Source organism: Peribacillus sp. YIM B13482 (assembly GCF_042787975.1).
Lineage (GTDB): Bacteria > Bacillota > Bacilli > Bacillales > DSM-1321 > Peribacillus > Peribacillus simplex_A.
Window position 1 is genome coordinate 113,521 of record NZ_JBHZPF010000004.1, and the last position, 18,125, is coordinate 131,645.

General features: G+C 39.8%; 21 protein-coding genes. 12 read left to right on the forward strand and 9 right to left on the reverse strand.

What is annotated here, in order from left to right:
• The first annotated feature begins 105 nt into the window (after positions 1-105).
• Positions 106-1,923 (forward strand): oligoendopeptidase F, encoded by a 1,818-nt coding sequence (gene pepF, locus ACFX4L_RS04360; protein ID WP_289337962.1) that lies wholly within the window; start codon positions 106-108, stop codon positions 1,921-1,923.
• Between the two features lie 1,431 nt (positions 1,924-3,354).
• On the opposite strand, the gene ACFX4L_RS04365 is transcribed toward pepF, so the two are convergent.
• From ACFX4L_RS04365 to ACFX4L_RS04380, 4 genes are all read right to left on the reverse strand, one after another.
• Positions 3,355-4,245, reverse strand: coding sequence for a ClpXP adapter SpxH family protein (locus ACFX4L_RS04365; protein WP_081108725.1), 891 nt, complete (start codon positions 4,243-4,245; stop codon positions 3,355-3,357).
• Entirely contained in the window at positions 4,242-4,646 is a 405-nt protein-coding gene (locus ACFX4L_RS04370; protein WP_377383487.1) for a globin domain-containing protein, read from the reverse strand. Before ACFX4L_RS04370 ends, ACFX4L_RS04365 begins: the two co-directional genes overlap by 4 nt.
• A gap of 233 nt (positions 4,647-4,879) precedes the next feature.
• A complete protein-coding gene (locus tag ACFX4L_RS04375; protein WP_377417070.1) occupies positions 4,880-5,539 on the reverse strand; it encodes a lytic transglycosylase domain-containing protein in 660 nt (219 codons plus the stop codon).
• Between the two features lie 23 nt (positions 5,540-5,562).
• Positions 5,563-6,141 (reverse strand): CYTH domain-containing protein, encoded by a 579-nt coding sequence (locus ACFX4L_RS04380; RefSeq protein ID WP_377383491.1) that lies wholly within the window; start codon positions 6,139-6,141, stop codon positions 5,563-5,565.
• 322 nt (positions 6,142-6,463) lie between these two features.
• Between ACFX4L_RS04380 and yjbM the strand changes: the two genes are divergently transcribed.
• Genes yjbM through ACFX4L_RS04395 form a run of 3 tightly spaced genes read left to right on the forward strand, consistent with a single transcriptional unit; the run spans position 6,464 to position 8,857 of the window.
• Positions 6,464-7,084 carry a GTP diphosphokinase gene (gene yjbM / locus ACFX4L_RS04385; RefSeq protein ID WP_061462108.1) on the forward strand — a complete coding sequence of 207 codons (621 nt, stop codon included), beginning with the start codon at positions 6,464-6,466 and terminating at the stop codon, positions 7,082-7,084.
• Positions 7,085-7,130: 46 nt separating this feature from the next.
• Complete coding sequence (locus tag ACFX4L_RS04390; protein WP_061462109.1) at positions 7,131-7,925, forward strand: NAD kinase; 795 nt, start codon at positions 7,131-7,133, stop codon at positions 7,923-7,925.
• Positions 7,926-7,942: 17 nt separating this feature from the next.
• Positions 7,943-8,857: an RluA family pseudouridine synthase gene (locus ACFX4L_RS04395; RefSeq protein ID WP_284471449.1), complete on the forward strand. Its 915-nt coding sequence runs from the start codon at positions 7,943-7,945 to the stop codon at positions 8,855-8,857.
• Between the two features lie 90 nt (positions 8,858-8,947).
• Here the strand turns inward: ACFX4L_RS04395 and prpE are convergent, their stop codons facing one another.
• Positions 8,948-9,691: a bis(5'-nucleosyl)-tetraphosphatase PrpE gene (gene prpE, locus ACFX4L_RS04400; RefSeq protein WP_377383494.1), complete on the reverse strand. Its 744-nt coding sequence runs from the start codon at positions 9,689-9,691 to the stop codon at positions 8,948-8,950.
• Between the two features lie 145 nt (positions 9,692-9,836).
• Here prpE and mgtE point away from each other — a divergent pair, with 145 nt between their 5' ends.
• Both mgtE and fabI read left to right on the forward strand, forming a co-directional pair.
• Positions 9,837-11,177, forward strand: a complete 1,341-nt coding sequence (gene mgtE, locus ACFX4L_RS04405; RefSeq protein WP_375166308.1) for a magnesium transporter — start codon at positions 9,837-9,839, stop codon at positions 11,175-11,177.
• A gap of 135 nt (positions 11,178-11,312) precedes the next feature.
• Entirely contained in the window at positions 11,313-12,086 is a 774-nt protein-coding gene (gene fabI, locus ACFX4L_RS04410; protein ID WP_284471448.1) for an enoyl-ACP reductase FabI, read from the forward strand.
• Positions 12,087-12,119: 33 nt separating this feature from the next.
• On the opposite strand, the gene ACFX4L_RS04415 is transcribed toward fabI, so the two are convergent.
• From ACFX4L_RS04415 to ACFX4L_RS04430, 4 genes are read right to left on the reverse strand one after another with little or no spacing between them, the layout of a single operon-like run.
• Positions 12,120-12,446, reverse strand: coding sequence for a Ger(x)C family spore germination C-terminal domain-containing protein (locus ACFX4L_RS04415; protein ID WP_377404009.1), 327 nt, complete (start codon positions 12,444-12,446; stop codon positions 12,120-12,122).
• On the reverse strand, positions 12,443-12,727 hold the full coding sequence (locus tag ACFX4L_RS04420) for a spore germination protein (protein WP_377404012.1): 285 nt from the start codon (positions 12,725-12,727) through the stop codon (positions 12,443-12,445). The genes ACFX4L_RS04415 and ACFX4L_RS04420 overlap by 4 nt, the downstream gene beginning before the upstream one ends.
• Positions 12,728-12,765: 38 nt before the next feature.
• Complete coding sequence (locus ACFX4L_RS04425) at positions 12,766-13,860, reverse strand: GerAB/ArcD/ProY family transporter (protein WP_377383500.1); 1,095 nt, start codon at positions 13,858-13,860, stop codon at positions 12,766-12,768.
• Positions 13,835-14,335, reverse strand: coding sequence for a GerAB/ArcD/ProY family transporter (locus tag ACFX4L_RS04430; RefSeq protein ID WP_377404015.1), 501 nt, complete (start codon positions 14,333-14,335; stop codon positions 13,835-13,837). Before ACFX4L_RS04430 ends, ACFX4L_RS04425 begins: the two co-directional genes overlap by 26 nt.
• A 210-nt stretch (positions 14,336-14,545) precedes the next feature.
• On the opposite strand from ACFX4L_RS04430, the gene ACFX4L_RS04435 reads away from it, so the two are divergent.
• The 6 genes from ACFX4L_RS04435 to spoVAD all read left to right on the forward strand — a co-directional run bounded on the left by ACFX4L_RS04435 (position 14,546) and on the right by spoVAD (position 18,123).
• Positions 14,546-14,866: a hypothetical protein gene (locus tag ACFX4L_RS04435; protein WP_061462117.1), complete on the forward strand. Its 321-nt coding sequence runs from the start codon at positions 14,546-14,548 to the stop codon at positions 14,864-14,866.
• Positions 14,867-14,877: 11 nt separating this feature from the next.
• Positions 14,878-15,447, forward strand: a complete 570-nt coding sequence (locus ACFX4L_RS04440) for a hypothetical protein (protein WP_284471444.1) — start codon at positions 14,878-14,880, stop codon at positions 15,445-15,447.
• A gap of 14 nt (positions 15,448-15,461) precedes the next feature.
• Positions 15,462-15,827 carry a DUF1360 domain-containing protein gene (locus ACFX4L_RS04445; protein WP_284471443.1) on the forward strand — a complete coding sequence of 122 codons (366 nt, stop codon included), beginning with the start codon at positions 15,462-15,464 and terminating at the stop codon, positions 15,825-15,827.
• A gap of 289 nt (positions 15,828-16,116) precedes the next feature.
• The gene (locus ACFX4L_RS04450) at positions 16,117-16,614 is read left to right on the forward strand and encodes a hypothetical protein (RefSeq protein WP_061462120.1); all 498 of its coding nucleotides are present in this window, start codon (positions 16,117-16,119) and stop codon (positions 16,612-16,614) included.
• An 18-nt stretch (positions 16,615-16,632) separates the two neighbouring features.
• Positions 16,633-17,103, forward strand: coding sequence for a stage V sporulation protein AC (gene spoVAC, locus ACFX4L_RS04455; protein WP_061462121.1), 471 nt, complete (start codon positions 16,633-16,635; stop codon positions 17,101-17,103).
• A 3-nt stretch (positions 17,104-17,106) separates the two neighbouring features.
• Positions 17,107-18,123, forward strand: a complete 1,017-nt coding sequence (gene spoVAD, locus ACFX4L_RS04460) for a stage V sporulation protein AD (protein ID WP_061462122.1) — start codon at positions 17,107-17,109, stop codon at positions 18,121-18,123.
• Positions 18,124-18,125: the final 2 nt, after the last annotated feature.

Below are 18,125 nucleotides of genomic sequence, written 5' to 3' on the forward strand. Positions count from 1 at the left end.
AGGATTTAAAATCTTTAAGGAAGCATGAAGCTGTTTGAAGCATTGATCCGGTTTGGTGATTGTTAGCTGAATGGCGAGTTTTCTATAGAATGGAGAGGAATTTTAATGGCACAAGAAACTAAAGTGAATGCATTACCCTCAAGAAGTGAAATAGCTGCGGAAGATACTTGGAGACTGGAAGATATCTTCGCCACCGAAGAAGATTGGGAAGCTGCTTTCCAAGCAGTAAAAGAAGATCTCAAGAAAGCGGAGGGACATAAAGGGACTTTGGGCGAAAGCGCAGAAAAGTTATTTTCGGCTCTTCAACTCCAAGATGAAGTATTTGAGAAGCTAGGGAAAGTTTATTCTTATTCACATATGCGCAATGATCAAGATACAACCAATCCTTTTTATCAAGGGATGGAAGATCGGGCAAAAGCTTTATACGCCCAGGCAGCGGCTGCGTTTTCATATATGGTTCCTGAGCTATTGAGTATTGACGAAAGCAAAGTGGAAGGGTTTTTGGAAGAAAAAGAAGAATTGAAATTATATAAACATTCATTAGAGGAAATCAATCTTCAGAGACCCCATATCCTATCTGCCGAGCAGGAAGAATTATTGGCACAAGCTTCAGAAGTACTCGATGCATCAGGCAATACTTTCGGTATGCTTAACAATGCTGATTTGAAATTCCCGACCATCAAGGATGAAGAGGGAAATGAAGTGGAAATAACTCATGGAAGGTATATCAGTTTTCTTGAGAGTGAAGATCGCCGTGTACGTGAGGAGGCATTTAAAGGGGTATACAGCAAGTATGGTGAGTTCCGTAATACATTTGCTTCAACCCTGTCAGGTGAGGTGAAAAACCATAATTTCAATGCCACAGTCCGAAAATATGATTCAGCACGCCAAGCGGCGTTAAGTAGCAATAACATTCCGGAGACAGTATACGATAATCTCGTTAAAACAGTCAATGACAGCTTGCCGTTACTGCACCGTTATCTTGATTTACGTAAAAAAGTACTAGGATTAGAAGAACTTCATATGTATGATCTATTCACTCCGCTTGTTAAAGAAGTGAAGATGGAAGTGACATATGAGGAGGCCAAAGATTATGTCCTAAAGGGGCTTGCTCCGCTTGGGGAGGACTATTTGAATGTTTTGAAAGAGGGATTTGAAAACCGTTGGGTCGATGTGCATGAAAACAAAGGGAAACGAAGCGGTGCCTATTCTTCTGGTACATACGGGACGAATCCATATATTTTAATGAACTGGCAAAATAACGTCAATAACTTATTCACGCTCGTTCATGAGTTCGGGCATTCGGTCCATAGCTACTATACGCGTAAATATCAGCCTTACCCATACGGTAATTATTCTATATTTGTAGCGGAAGTTGCCTCGACTTGTAATGAAAACCTGCTGAATGATTACTTACTCAATACAATCGAGGATGAAAAGAAGCGCATCTATTTATTGAATCATTATCTAGAAGGTTTCCGTGGAACATTGTTCCGCCAAACGATGTTTGCGGAGTTTGAACATTCCATACATTTAAAAGCTCAAAATGGGGAAGCGTTGACAGCTGATATGTTAACTAAGGAATATTATGAGCTGAACAAGAAATACTTTGGTGAGAATGTGACAATTGATGAAGAAATCGGTTTGGAATGGGCACGTATTCCACATTTCTACTATAATTACTATGTTTATCAATATGCGACTGGAATAAGTGCAGCAACAGCATTAAGCAAGCAAATCCTTGAAGAAGGAGAGCCCGCTGTCAAAAGGTATCTGGAGTTCCTGAAATCAGGAAGTTCTGATTATCCGATTGAAGTACTAAAAAAGGCAGGGGTCGATATGACAAAAGCCGAGCCTGTACAAGAAGCCATGAATGTATTCGAAGAGAAATTAAATGAGTTGGAAGAGCTTTTGAATAAATAGGATTCGAAAGGGACCCGAGCGGCTGAACTGCACCCCAATTGTTAGACACCATCTAACAATTGGGGTGCTATTTTTTATGACAAAATATTCATTAGAGTTATAATTAAAACTGTCCTTGCTTATTTAGAAGGAGTTGACTCATTTAGATCTGTCGCCAACCAATTTAATACCAATTATGATATGAAGATGGATGTACTAAAACTATATGAACGATTTTGGAGTGTCTAGTACCCAAACGGCTGCTGGTATAATATTGCTTCTCCCTCTACTATGGATAAGTGGCTAAAGCAATTGGGGGAGAACGGGATTGACGATCTTGAACCGAATAAAAAGGGGCGTCCATCCATGAAAAAAGAAACGAAGAAAATACCAGTAGAAGGATCCATTAGAGGCTTTACAGGCTGAAATGAACGTCCAGAGAATGCATATTTAGTTGAGAGCCTTAGTTCAAGAACCCGAGATTACCGGGTTCATGCCCCTCAAGACTGCCTAATTAAATAAATGTCTAACTTTTTGGGTTTACTTCAGTTTTGGTCCCTTCTTCTCTTATATGAATATCCGTTATAATCCTTTAAAACGATTTCTTTGATTTAAGCTGTGAAGAATAATGAAGAAAACAAAAAATAAAATTGGGGAGGTGAAATACAGAGGAATGAGGTGCATGATACCGAGTAGCTGAACGAATAGCGACCCTATTAAGAGTATGAGTAGAATAAAGCCTTTCAATTTGGTCACCTCCAACCTGACAGCAGTATATGATCATCTGCTCCTTTATTAGATTTTATGTTTTAGAATAAGCAGTATTCTAAGAATATGACAATAATGTGAAAATGCGCACAAAGTTCTTGCAATTAATGTGTATAATCTGATATAGTACAGATAAGAAGTTATCACATCCCAAACATATACCCCTTTGTTTGTTCGTCGTGAAATTTCTCCCATCCCCTTTTTCGTATAAATAGATGAAAACCCCAACAAATTTCGCGATTTGCTGGGGTTTTTTCATGTTGTTGAAGTGAAATGAGGCTGTTGTAAAAAAGTGACAAATGTTTGAAAAGGATATGCACTAATATGTGATGTTTTTCACAATCTAATGTATATCCTTACATATCAGAAATCAATCAGAAAGAAGATAGCAATAAACCTTTAAATTAAAAAGACGCTCTTTTTACAATACACCTAAGGGATAATGATAATAGAAAAGTATATATTATGAACAATTTGTGAAAAGTAATACATATAGTTGAAACATAAATGGATTATCTGTTATATTATTTATTGTGAAATAAATCACAAACAAACATTTACCCCTTTGTTTGATCGTGAAAAAAGTTTCTCCCATCCCCTTATTTCTTATAATAAAAACCATGCAATCATTTGATTTGCATGGTTTTTCCCTTTTTTTGAATAGCAAAGAAGCAGTCAAAATCATTACTGCTTCTTTGTATATCTCCAAAACGTCCCGTATTTAGCCGGAATTTTCTCTGCCAACTGTTTTAAAACAAGTTTCTTCATTTCCAACTCGACGTTATTCTTATTCATATTATAAACCGTTTCGATTTCCTTGGTGGCCACCAGTTTGAAACAGCTTAAAAACTCTTCGATAGAGGGTGGTTTTGCAGGGGCGGGAAGACCATTAAGCATATCTTCTAAAATTTGAACATATACCTCGTAAGAATAGACACCCGAAACCTTTATTCCCTCTTCTTCAATATTTTGATTGAAAAAGACAAGGGAAGGTATTTCAGTCACTTCCATTTCGCTGGTTATTTTCAAGTCACATTGAAAACCTTTGGCTGCACTGGAAGAATTGATGTCATCAAGGAATTCCTCCACATCCAGTTCAACCGTTTTGGCACACTCGGTCAAGACCTCGATATTGGATATATCCTTTTTCCCAATGAATACATATTCTTGAAGCTGCCTTAAAAAGCGAATGGCCAATTTACGGCCCTGCAATTCCGCTGCTTTTATTGCGATGGAAGCTGTATATGGAGAAGAGATTGGGTTTTCAGACCAAAGGCTACCATCACAGGACATTCCCGAGCGGCTGGCTGTCTTTTCCCAAACATGAGCAAGGTTTTCATAATTTTTATTTTTCCCCATATTAAGAGAATCGATTTTACCGCTTAAAACATGGCGTAAACTGAATAATTGGCCATATTCTATCTGTAATTTTCTAATAATTGGTTCTAAGCCCCAGCATTCGGGACAAAGCGGATCAACAAAAACATAAATTTCAATTGGCTTTTTTCCTATATCATAGCAATGCTGCGTCTTGATCCAATCGGAAATATTGAAAACTGGTTTATGTGCGCTCAACTGTCTTCTCCTTTCCCATCAGTACCGGATGTATTGATCATATGCTGTGCCGTCAAAAAAAGGCGGTGATAGAAAAACTCTCTTATTTCACCCTCAAGGCCCACTTCGTCCATAGCTTGATACATGCATGAGAGCCATGCCTTCGCTCGTTCTGGCGTAATTTCAAAAGGTATATGTCGAGCCCGCAACATAGGATGGCCATGTTCTTCAGTATATAAAGAGGGACCACCTAAATATTGAGTCATAAATTGTTTTTGTTTACGGACCGTTTCTGTTAAATCGTCAGGGAAAATCGGCAGTAGATCCGGGTGTTGATTAACGTTGGAGTAAAACACATCAATTAACCTGTGTAATTGCCCTTCTCCAATTAATTCATATGGTGTAGGGTTCCCTTGCATCATGTTGATTACTCCTTTTATTGAAAGATGGTTGATGTTTATACATATTTTATCAATGACGTACTGATATAACAAATATATAGCTTGAAGAAAATTTTACATCTGTAGTATGACACAGGGGAATGAACGGAAAAGACCGCTTTTGGGGACTTAAACTTTTGTGCGGTTTTGGATAAGAAATATATGTACACATATGAAAAAAACTGACCCATCAAAAATATCAGGGTCAGCTTTCATTAGCTTGAAAATGTGCCATATACTTTTTGGACATAATTCTGAGTTTCTTTAAAGGGCGGAATTCCATTATATTTATCTACGTTTCCTGGTCCGGCATTATAAGCAGCAAGGGCAACCTGGATGTCCCCGTCATAACGGGCCATCATTTGACTTAAATATTTACTCCCGCCCATGATGTTTTGTTCAGGGTCGGTTGCATCATCAACTCCCAGGCTCCTTGCAGTTGCGGGCATTAACTGCATAAGGCCAGTTGCACCAGCATAACTGGTTGCTTCAGGGTTAAAGTTCGATTCTTGTTTAATGACCGACTTAATCAGTTTTTCCGGGAGATTATACAAGCTGGCCGCCTGGCTGATGATTTGATCGTAATTTGTGACGGCTTCGCGAGTCTCACCGTTAGTATGGGCAGCAGCTATCTGGTTATTGGATGTCAGTCTGCTGGATTGAAGAAAAGACTTCGTTTCCGTTTCCACATTGGATAATAAGGAACCCAATGTCTGTGAAGTACCTTCAAGAGCATCACCCGAAACCAGTTCCGACAGCATGTCCTGGAAAACGGATCGAGATGAAACAGTTTTAGGGATGTTTCCATTTGTGAATTGCTGGATTGCCTGCAATTCCATAAAAGTCTTGAAATCTTGGATTATCAAATTTCCCACCTCCGAATATGGTTCAAACAGGATTATTCCTGGAATTTGGCGCGATAAAACCTCTTAACTTTATTTTCGGTTTCTCTTTCCGGAATTTGAAGGGTTTCAAGGAGAGTCAGGAAATTTTCTTTACCGGCTTTTGAATCCGTCACTTCATATTCAAGCTCGAAATCTTCCTGATTCACATATGAACTATGATCTAAAACAAGTAAACCCTCTTTGTAAGGGAATTCATAACGGTCGGTCTTTAATGTCCCAAAACAGGTAAAATCCTTTGGATTAACTCCGCATTCAATGATAAGCTGTTGGATCTCCCCTTCAGGGAAAGTGTTTTGATTCAGAAACGCATAAGCGGTTTCTTTAGAGATATCTTGATTCGTTTCCAATAATCCTTCTGTAGCAGGCTGTTTTAAAGTTAGCTCGTAACAGCCGTTTTTCTCCCGGATCCTAAGCGCAGAGTCCAGATTTTTCAAATGGAATTCGAATGTATCGAAGTAATGATTTTTCTGTGATTTAAAGTTCGATGTCCCGATATGAAAATAATCAATCAGTTGTCGAAATTCGTTTTCTTTCAAAAGGTTTTTAAACTCAATTTCAATATGCTGGCTCATGTGTCCCTTCCTTTCTGACTAAATATCTTAGGTTAATCATATAAGAACCATTCAAGCTGTCAAATTGAATACAATAATTTTTTGCTATTGTACTTGAATATTTAGGAATCAATTGCAGGATATGATAAAATAAAAACGTTGAACACGGGAAGTGGATTACCGTTTATAGAGAAATTAATACATACTTTTTGTTTTTAGAGAAAGATTCAATAGGATCCAGTGGTGAATTGGCAGTATGTCATAGGACTGCTGGATAAGGAGAGCGTTCTGCCCATACCAGAGTTGAACAGACGCTTTTTAGATAGATATAGGTGGTGTGGCAATGGAGAGTTGGGACGATTTCTTGGCGCCTTATACTCAGGCTGTCGAAGAATTAAAGGTTAAGCTAAAGGGATTAAGGAAACAGTTTGAGAGAGAGAATATTCACTCACCGATTGAATTTGTAACAGGCAGGGTAAAGCCGATTGTCAGTATTTTGGATAAGGCGAGTCAGAAGGATATTGCCATTGATAAATTGGGAACCGAAATTCAGGATATTGCAGGACTTCGCATGATGTGCCAGTTCGTGGATGATATCGAACAGGTAGTTGAACTTTTACGAGGTCGCAATGACTTTGAGATAGTTGAGGAGAGGAATTATATTTCCCATAAAAAAGCAAGCGGATACCGTTCTTATCATGTTGTCATCCGCTACCCGGTCCAGACGATCCATGGCGAAAAAAATATACTTGCCGAAATTCAAATCAGGACACTTGCGATGAATTTTTGGGCTACGATAGAACATTCTTTAAATTATAAATATAAAGGCATTTTTCCGGAAGATATTCAACTGCGGCTAAAACGCGCAGCTGAGGCCGCCTTCCTGCTTGATGCAGAGATGTCGCAAATCCGTACGGAAATCCAGGAAGCACAGCGTCTTTTTTCCAGGAAGAAAGATTCTTAAACGTATAAATGAACAAAAAGAAATCTAAATTGTAAGGTGGGATTACATGAAATTTGCGATTACGTCAAAAGGAGATGCGAAATCGAATACTTTAATGCAAAGGATGCGAACGTATCTTCAGGACTTTCATTTGGAATATGACGAAGATCAGCCGGATATTGTCATTTCTGTCGGTGGTGATGGCACATTATTATATGCATTTCACCGTTATAGTAATAGATTGGACAAAACCGCCTTTGTTGGTGTACATACAGGACATCTTGGTTTTTATGCAGATTGGACCCCTGATGAAATTGAAAAATTAGTGATAGCTTTAGCAAAAACCCCATTTCAAGTGGTGGAGTATCCACTGCTCGAAACAATCGTCCGTTATCAGCATGGAGGACGCGAAACCAGATTTTTGGCTTTGAATGAATCGACAGTCAAAAGTGTTGAAGGGACGCTTGTCATGGATGTTGAGATACGCGGCCAGCATTTTGAGACGTTCCGCGGAGATGGTCTATGCATTGCGACGCCATCTGGAAGTACGGCTTATAATAAGGCGCTTGGTGGAGCCATCGTCCATCCATCAATCGATGCCATTCAGATTACCGAATTGGCATCCATTAATAACCGGGTGTTTAGGACGGTCGGATCTCCTCTGCTGCTGCCGGCACATCATACATGTATGTTCCGGCCGGTCAATGCTGTCAATTTTCAAATTACGATCGATCATTTGACCCTGCTTCAAGAAGACGTCAAGTCGATACAGTGCCGAGTTGCAGATGAAAAGATCCGATTTGCCAGATTCCGCCCTTTTCCTTTCTGGAAAAGAGTGCATGATTCATTTATTGCTAATTAAGGAGATAGACTCACCTCATGTCAAATCAAAACTTTTCTTTGACCTGGTCGGTTTTTGAAGAGGATTCTGGCTCTTTATTGCGAGAGTTTCTCAGCAAATGCGATATTTCAAAACGAGCATTAACGGATATTAAGTTTAAAGGTGGATATATCCAGTTGAACGGTGAAGAAGTAACCGTAAGGGAACGGATTGAAACCGGCGACATCATCACCGTCATATTTCCGCCGGAGCAGGCAAGTGAAGGCCTTTTGCCAGAACCCATCCCCCTAAATGTCAGGTATGAAGATGAATTTGTATTGGTGGTGGCCAAGCCTTCTTCCATGAATACCATTCCTTCCCGGGAGCATCCCAACGGCAGTCTGGCCAATGGCTTGGCGGGATATTATAAGAAGAAGGGAATACAGGCAACGATCCATATTGTTACAAGGCTTGACCGCGACACATCGGGGTTGGTTTTAATTGCCAAGCATCGGCATATCCATCACCTTTTAAGTGAACAACAAAAATCAGGAAAGGTTAAACGGAGATACCAAGCCATAGCCGAAGGACTCGTTGATGGACCTGAAGGGGAGATAGTTGCGCCAATTGGCAGAAAGTCGACCAGCATCATTGAACGGGAAGTCAGGGACGATGGCCGGTATGCCTGTACTCTATTTAAGGTATTGGCACACACTGGGTCGCACACATTCCTCAATTTGGAACTCCAAACAGGGAGGACACATCAAATAAGGGTCCATATGGCCCATATTGGTCATCCATTGGCTGGTGATGATTTATATGGAGGGAGCAGGAGGGATATCTCTCGCCAGGCCCTTCATTGTTTTGAATTGAAATTTTTACATCCTTTCACAAAGAAGATGATGTTGTTTCAAGAAGAGCTACCTGAAGATATGACCCGATTGCTCGAGGGAAGTATAGGCTGGGATTCCTGATTTTATAACCGGCCCGCATCAAGCCGAAAACAAGATTAAGCAAAAATCCATAGACGCAAAAAAACTCACCAAGATGGCGAGTTTTTTTGGTTAATCAAAAGATGTCCTGAATTTTTCCGCTATATATGGCATGGTTGAAGGCACCTCTTGAAGATCCATTTCAGGATAACGGACAGCTGTTAGTTTTCCACCGAAGACGCAGCCTGTATCAATATTGTAAGTATGATTGACTCGTCTTGCTTCAGGGACTGGTGTATGGCCATACACGATCCATTTTTTCCCTTTGTAGGATTGAGCCCAGTCCTTCCTGACCGGAGACCCATCTGGATGTTTGGAGCCATTGATATCACCGTAGAGGACAAAGGTTTTTACCTTACTGCTATATTGGCCAATATAATCACTGCGAATTCCCGCATGGGCAATGATCAGTCGTCCATCATCAATAAGTTGATATAGTGGGGAACGTTCATACAGATCCATGAATTTTTTTCGGATTTTCTTCTGCTCCCGAATGTTTAGGGATTCATATTCAGCTACTGTAGTCTCTAAACCATGTGATATTTGAACTTTATTGCCTGAAAAATAACGATACAATTTATTGCAATGGTTTCCTGGGGCATACCTTGCAATATTTTGGTTAATGACTAATTCATGGACAACCTCGATTACTTGAAGGGAATTAGGGCCGCGATCGGTTAAATCCCCTACAAAGCCGAGAACCCTTCCGGAGGGATGGACAGGAATCCCAGTATCCCATGTATAGCCCATTTTTTCCGTCAGTTGCTTGAATTCGGCGAAACATCCATGAATGTCCCCTATGATATCGATGTTCATTTGACACACCCTTTGTTTGTTTTGTATATGTTTATGGTATTAGTATAGTATTATTTAAAAAAATAAAATATAAACGAGGAAATGAAAAAATATGTTTTAGGAGGTGCAGGTTATGGAGGAGATGAAGGAAAGGGAACGTGTTCAAATGAATAACGGGCTTTTGCTTGAAGCGCTTAAAACGGAAAATCTGGATCAGTTCCGTACGGAGTTCCTTGAAATGCATCCATATGATCAGGCCCAATTTTATACAAGCTTGTCAGATGAATTCAGATCCGTCGTATATAGATATTTGTCACCGGAAGAAATGGCTGGCCTTTTTGAAAATATAGAAATAGATAAAGAGGATTTCGAAAGCCTGCTGGCTGAAATGAATCCTTCTTACGTGGCTGATATGCTTTCCCATATGTATGCAGATGACGCGGCTGACGTCCTAAATGAAATCAATGATGAGCAGGCCGTCAGCTATTTGACCATCATGGATGATGAAGCGGCAAGTGAAATCCAAGAGCTTCTAAACTATGAAGAGTATACAGCGGGAAGTATCATGACGACAGAGTTCATCGCCATTGAAGCAAACGAAACGGCTCGATCAGCCATGAAGATCTTAAAAAGGGAAGCTCCGCAAGCGGAGACGATATATTATGTGTTCGTTACCGATCAGGATAAGAAACTTCTTGGTGTCTTATCGCTCAGGACATTGATCATAGCTGATGAAGATGCTTTAATTGGTGATCTAATGGATGACCGGGTAGTATCCGTACCTGTATCTGAAGACCAGGAAGAGGTTGCGCGTAAAATAAGGGACTATAATTTCCTTGCCGTGCCAGTCGTCGATTTTCAAAACCATTTGTTAGGGATCATTACAGTTGATGATATCATTGATGTCATGGATGAAGAGGCATCCGATGATTATTCTAAATTAGCGGGTGTACCAGATCTCGATCATGTTGATAAGAGTCCCTTTTCTGCTGCAAAAAAACGGTTGCCATGGTTGATCATTCTCTTGTTCTTAGGCTTATTGACCGCTAGCCTTATTGGTCGTTTCGAGGAGACACTTAGCCAAAAAGCGATCCTGGCTGTATTTATTCCATTGATTGGCGGCATGGCTGGCAATACAGGAACACAAGCATTGGCCGTGGCGGTACGGGGAATTGCAACAGGGGAATTGGAGCAGGCAAGCAAGTGGAAGCTCGTCATACGGGAGGCGGGGACTGGCCTCATCACTGGCCTGACATGTGGAACAGCCATCATTTTTATTGTATATATTTGGCAAGGTGATCTGATGCTGGGTTTATTGGTTGGAATATCGATTTTCATTACTTTAATAGTTGCCACACTCGCGGGCTCGCTTGTACCGCTCCTCATGCATAAAATGAAGATTGACCCTGCGGTAGCCTCAGGACCATTCATTACAACTATCAATGACATTATCAGTGTTCTGATTTATTTTGGATTAGCTACATTATTCATGGGTTATTTACTATAAGTTAAAGCAGGCCTTTTGGGGAAGCGATATTCCAAAGGGACTTCAGAAAACGGTGTTTTTATCAGAGGAAATTTGGTATACTGTCATTAGTAGCAGGTACTAATAACTTGTATTAAAATTAGGAGGTCACATACGATGACTTTTTCATTAGAGGGAAAAACGTTTGTCATAATGGGTGTAGCGAATAAAAGAAGTATTGCATGGGGAGTTGCCCGTTCCTTACATAAGGCAGGTGCAAAGCTGATATTCACCTACGGAAAAGATCGTACAGAAAAAAGCGTTAGGGAACTATCTTCTACATTGGAAGGGAAGCCTTCCGCCATTATACAATGTGATGTAACGAAGGATGAAAGCATTGAAAAATGTTTTGCGACGATTAAGGAAGAAACAGGTATCATTCATGGCGTGGCACACAGTATCGCATTTGCCAACAAGGAGGAACTTGACGGAGAGTTCCTCAACACGAGCCGTGAAGGGTTCTTGCTTGCCCATAATATCAGTTCTTTCTCTTTAACCGCTGTAGCTAAAGCTGCGAAAGAAATCATGCCGGAAGGTGGCAGCATTGTCACGATGACGTATCTTGGCGGTGAACGTGTCATGCCAAATTATAATGTAATGGGAGTGGCTAAGGCGTCACTTGAAGCCAATGTCCGTTACCTATCAAATGATCTTGGTAAAGATAACATTCGAGTGAATGCAATCTCAGCCGGTCCAATCCGTACGTTATCCGCTAAAGGTATCCGGGACTTCAATACAATCTTGAAGAAGATTGAAGAAGAAGCACCGCTCCGTCGTACAACGACTCCGGAAGAAGTAGGGGATACTGCGGTATTTTTATTAAGTGACATGTCCCGCGGAGTTACCGGGGAAAATATCCATGTGGATTCGGGTTATCATATAATCGGATGACAATAAAAAGGGGGCTTCTATGTCCCCCTTTTTTTATTGGTTTTCCCATCCTTTGTCTCTCTGCCCTTCAAAGATCGGTGTTAATCTGTGCTTTCCAGTATCTTGAATTTGCACATCAATTTGGATTGACCTGAGTGTGTCTTCCTCCAATGGAATTCTCCCGTTGGTTTCAACCTTCTTCCAAGCTTTAATATCCTTCCGATAGAGTTTTTCAGAAAGCCGGAAAAGGTCAATATCCCTTTTTTGTGTATATTGATAGGTTGTCTTTATTTCCTTTTTGATTGCACGTTTTATTTCTTTTTCATATTGATCACGTGTTGCCCCTTTTATCAACATTTCAACACTAGCTTTAACTTTCATCTTAATGTCAAAACGCACTTTTCCGTTTTTAACCACAAATGGTGTAATTTTATTTTTTTATCATAAATGACAACAAGAAAGAGAAGAGAGGGCTGTCCTTCAATTAACCCCATAAATTGATTTCCTCCATATATCCCATCTATATCAATTGCTTCAATACTTTTAGTGATAGTTTGAACCATTTCAGGATCAGAGATATCATCCATATATAAAAGGGCGACTTTAGTCAATGTTCGCCTTCCCACTTCGAAATATTTCACACTCAAGGAGTTTGTTCGCATTCGCTTTCGTATTAAAGCGACATTTATGGATAAATCTTCTATGAATTATCTCTCGGCCCTTTTATCGTTACTTCTGTAGTTGTTTCCTCGGGAGTACGCTGCGGTCGATTAGCAATATTTGTAGACACCAGATAGTTGTATCCTTCAAAGTAAATCAATAATTTCCCAGAATAGATATCTGCGAACAACTCTTCCTTTGTGTTTACATCGGCAAGGTGAGGAAGATGAAGGGAGTCCTTTATGTCATCAATTTTTAAAGCTCCTCTTGGATGCTTTTCGAAAAATAAAGATAGCCCTTCAAATACAAGATTATTTAACAATTCAGTATCGATAAGACCGTCACATCCAATTAATGTGATTTTTATCGGAGACTCATCACGATATAAACTGCTTTGGAAGAATACATCTTCTGAATTATGAAAAATTTCTTTTATATCGTTTTCGCTTTTTATTATGAGATGTTCTGATTTTTCAATTTTACTATTCTGTTTGGACGGTTGCTTTTTCGTTTTTTTGAACATCGGATGAGGACCTCCTTTTTTTACGATTAAAACAAAAATACTTAAAAGGATGGAAAACGCTAAAAAGAACCAGAATGTAACCGGCAAGACAATTGTTTTTATAATGTAATATAATATGACATCACTGAAACTGAATGAATTGGAAACGATAAGCATCACTGAATAGGCAATGAGCAATATCGTTTTGTTCAGCGGTTTTTTTATCGATAGGACTTCAAGCGATAAAAACAGTAAAAAGGAGACTCGTATGAATGCCCCGGTTAACCATTGATAAATGGATAAGAAGTCAAGGTGTTCAATGAACCTTCCCAAGGTGACCAATCCCCATTGCTCAAATGCAGGGTACTTTTGTCTTGAAGCTTCAAGCAGACCGAATTCGGTAATGGAGCCAATAAGGGGGCCAAGGATAAGCCAAGTAAGGATAATGGTATTCAATGCAAATACCTTATATTTTATTTTCCCATGACCTTTTTGTTGAATGAAAAGTATGACAATCAACTCAATAAGCCCTGACAAAGGATAGATCATCCCAGAGAAAACAGGAGACCAGCCATGTTCAAGAATCGGTTGCAAAAGTGAATAATTTTTAAATTGAATATTTGCGATTGCCACAAAAAAACCAAACAGGATTACGGCAAATAATACGAATAGTATTGGTAATAGCAATCGTTTGGATGTTTGTTGAGGCAAGGAAAAAGCAAAATTCCGTAAAAAGGATTATTTCAAAAATCGGTGGAGTTACGGGCAAGTAGGATACTTTTGTCCATACAACCATCTCTTTCAACGAAACTGCAGCTAATGAAGCGAAACAAATACTTATGACAATGGATAACATTCTGCCTGGCGCTTTACCAATATTCGTTTCCACCCATACAAATATGTTGGTCTGACCGGTGGATTTATGGATGTAAAATAAAAGTAAACACCAAATCATTATCAATCCAAAAGCAAGTAAAACGGAAATCCATCCATCCCGTTTTGCACTTGGCAGTAAGTGCGGGAGGATCGTTACATGATTTTTCAAGCCGACAGCCGTCATCATGATTAAAGATAGTTGTACGGTTGAAATCTTCCCATTTTTTTTCATCCTCATTTACTCCTTTAACATATCATTATCTTTATTTTTCTCCATTAATACCCAACATATCCAAAATTGGTTACCGTCATTATTTAACATCTCCAGCATAAAAAAGGGTGAATTTCATATAAATGATACATAGAGTAGATATTAAACTGTTTGTGAGAATCAGTATAAACCTGCTTTCAACCCTATTCGTGAAAAAGAAGGAGGGGCATCATGGACGTGAAGAAAGTTGACCTGCCTTGTGCTGTTGGAAAACAAAACATACACAATATGCTGAAGAGACATACGAATTTGAATTTGGATGAAAAAAAATTCAGCACTTCATATACTGCCGAGGAATTGGTGGAGCTATTGTCCCGACTCCCTGCCTTTGCACCTAAGCCTGTTTGTAAATTCATCATCAATGACCGCACACTGTTTGGAAAATTGGAACATAAGAAAGAATCCAGTCTGTTCATAAGGCATAAATTCGGGAAAAAGGTTGTTCAATACCATATGAAACAGCTGCAGTCTGTGGATATTCTGAAATATTAAGGAGGATTTTCATGTCAGAGAATAATGGCGATAAGGAATCCAAACCATTGTTATATGTAGATCAGGCAAAAATCTCCGATCTGCGAGGGAATATGCAAAGTGATTTTCGAACGAAAAAAGAAACACCGCAAGAAAACGTTGAGCCGGTACTTCAGGAAGACGGGCATAAGGAAGAAAAAATCGAAAAGATCAAACGCGAATTTGGTGTTTATGATGTCATGAAGGAAATTGAAACAGAGATTACGGGTATAAGGAAAATTACCGAACAATATGTCCCAGAACAAACTCCGGTTGAACACATGGAAAATCCTGAACAATCAGAAAAGGAAACCGAAAAGCCAGTTAAGAAAAAAAGAAAGAAAGTGGAGAAAAGGGAATCTTCTGGGGACATCATTTCCCGCCTATCCAATCATCAAGGTTTTCCAAAGCCATTATGTGAGGCTATTGTTAACGGAAAAACGATTCAGTTTCATGTATTGGGAATGAAGGGGGAATCAGTGAAGATTAAAAGAGGGAACCATATTCGTTTCGTGGGCCTGCCGGAAATCATTGATGCCAAAATAATTGAAGAACCTAAGTGAAGGAGCAATATTAAATGTTTCCCCCACAAAATGAATTTACCTTATTTATAATATTAGGCTTGGCTTCCTTCAGGCTGACACGCTTGATCGTTTTCGATAAAATCCTGGAGCCGCTGCGCCGCCCCTTTTTTACAGAAATAGAGGAAAAAAATGAAGAAGGGGATGTGGAAATATTTTTAATGCCCAAGGAGAAGGGCCTGCTTGGCTGGATTGGTCAATTGCTAAGCTGTTTTTGGTGTGTTGGTGTCTGGGTAAGTCTTTTTCTGGTTTTCCTTTATATCCAACATGGGTTTATTGGCGACGTACTGATATTAATCCTTGCCGTAGCAGCAGTAGGCGCAATTATTGAGGTCATAATCAGCAAAATTATGGACATTTGATTGGAAACAACTTGTCTCTTCGTTCATATAGTATGGTATAGATCTTAAAGGAGGAGTCATAAATTGAATCAGAAACAGAATCCATGGGCTTATGCAAAACCGATTAAAAAAGATCAACCGGTCAAAATCAAGAAAGACTGTGGCTGTAATAATAACAATAAAAATAAAGGCTATTGAGTGAAAAAACCTTTCCATTTTGGAAAGGTTTTTTTATTTCCTAATCCTACCATTCATAAAAACCAGTTAAACAAGAAAATAATAATAGAACGATAAATTAGGATGTGATTCTATGTTCAGACAAGGAAGATATTTTAAGGGCAAATGGCTGTTTGTTATGTTTGTTTTGTGTTTGCTCACTGCCTGTAGCAGTCAGGGTGACGGAAAAACAGAGAATTTAGCATTGCTTAAACGTACGAATCCTAAACCGATGGATATCATTAATGGGATGGATGAAAAGGGTGAAAAGGGACTAATCTCAAAGGTCAAGGAAACCGTTGCTAACGAAGACGCCATCTATGATGTGATCGTCGTGAAAAATGGCAAAAAGATTATCGTCGCATATAAGGTTAAGCACTTAAAACGTTTTCATATGAAGAAAATTGAAAAAACTGTGACTGGAAATCTTGAAAAGCAGTTTCCCAAGTATGATTTTATCGTTTCGAGCGATTATAAAATCTTTTTGGAATCTGTAAGATTGAACGAGTTACTCAAGGAAAAAGATGTTCCCGAGAAAAAGGCGAAAAGGAAGTTCAAGGAGATTGAAGGACTTCAAAAAGAATTAATTTAGAAAGGGAGGTTCAGTACTATGAGCGGCAAGGAGAAAACTACCCCACAGCAGGATGCATATAAAGAGCTCCAAGGGAAGCATGAAATTAAAAGGCCAATAGTGAAGAATTGTTTGAAAGCCTTTTTAGTAGGTGGCATTTTCTGCATAGTGGGACAAGCCATTTCTTACTTCTATATTTACTTTTTTAACTTTACGGAACAGACAGCAGGTAGTCCAACAACTGCTACCATGGTATTTCTTGCTCTTCTAATGACCGGCTTCGGGTTTTACGACCGCATTGGCCAGTTCGGTGGGGCAGGAAGTGCTGTCCCTGTTACAGGGTTCGGTAACGCAGTCATTTCGGCAGCTATCGAACATCGGACTGAAGGATTTGTCCTTGGTGTTGGAGCCAATATGTTTAAATTGGCTGGATCGGTTATTTTATTTGGAGTATTTTCAGCCTTTGTCGTGGCGTTGATAAAAACGATTTATCAAATGATAGGGGGCTAAGCGGTGTTAAAGGGAAAACAAACATGGATGTTCGCCAATAAACCGGTCATCTTGGAAACAGGGGTAACAGGTGGGCCATTTGAGGCAAATGGAGAAATCGCTGGTGATTTTGATATCCTATACGATGATTTGTGGATGGAACAGGATTCTTATGAGAAGGCTCATCGCCATTTGATGGAGAAAGCGGTTGAGCTTGCACTGGAGAAAGGTAAGATTGACAAGGAGCAGGTACAATTTTTCTTGGCGGGTGATTTAATCAATCAGGTTACACCCACAAGTTTTGCAGCCAGAACCAACGGCATTCCATACTTCGGCTTGTTTGGAGCCTGTTCCACTTCAATGGAAGGTCTCGCTCTAGCTGCCTTCATCACCAATTATGGCGGGGCTAACTATGTGTTGACAGGCGCCTCGAGCCATAATGCAGCTGTTGAAAAGCAATTTCGCTATCCAACTGAATATGGAGGGCAAAAACCTCCGACAGCTCAATGGACGATAACAGGAGCAGGGGTGGCACTGGTAGCTCCTAATGGAAGCAAGCAAGGGGAATTTCCCCATATCGTCTCGGCCACCATCGGAAAGGTCATTGACATGGGATTGAAGGATCCCTTCAATATGGGGGGAGCGATGGCCCCAGCCGCCGTCGATACGATTCTTGCCCATTTCAAAGATACTGGTTTGACCCCGGATGATTATGATTACATCATTACTGGTGATTTGGGGAAAATAGGCAGAGGGACAGCCATTGACTTATTAAAACAAAAGGGCTGCGATATCAATCAGGAAAAATTCAAAGATTGCGGATTGATGATTTTTAAAAAGGATCAGCCTGCTTTGGCAGGCGGGAGTGGTGCGGGATGTTCGGCTGTGGTTTTATATGGCCATATACTAAATGAAATGATTTCTGGTAAATATAAAAGAATCCTGCTTGTTGCAACAGGAGCATTATTGTCACCGCTATCTGTCCAGCAAAAAGATTCCATTCCGTGCATTGCCCATGCGGTAGCCATTGAATATGGATGAAA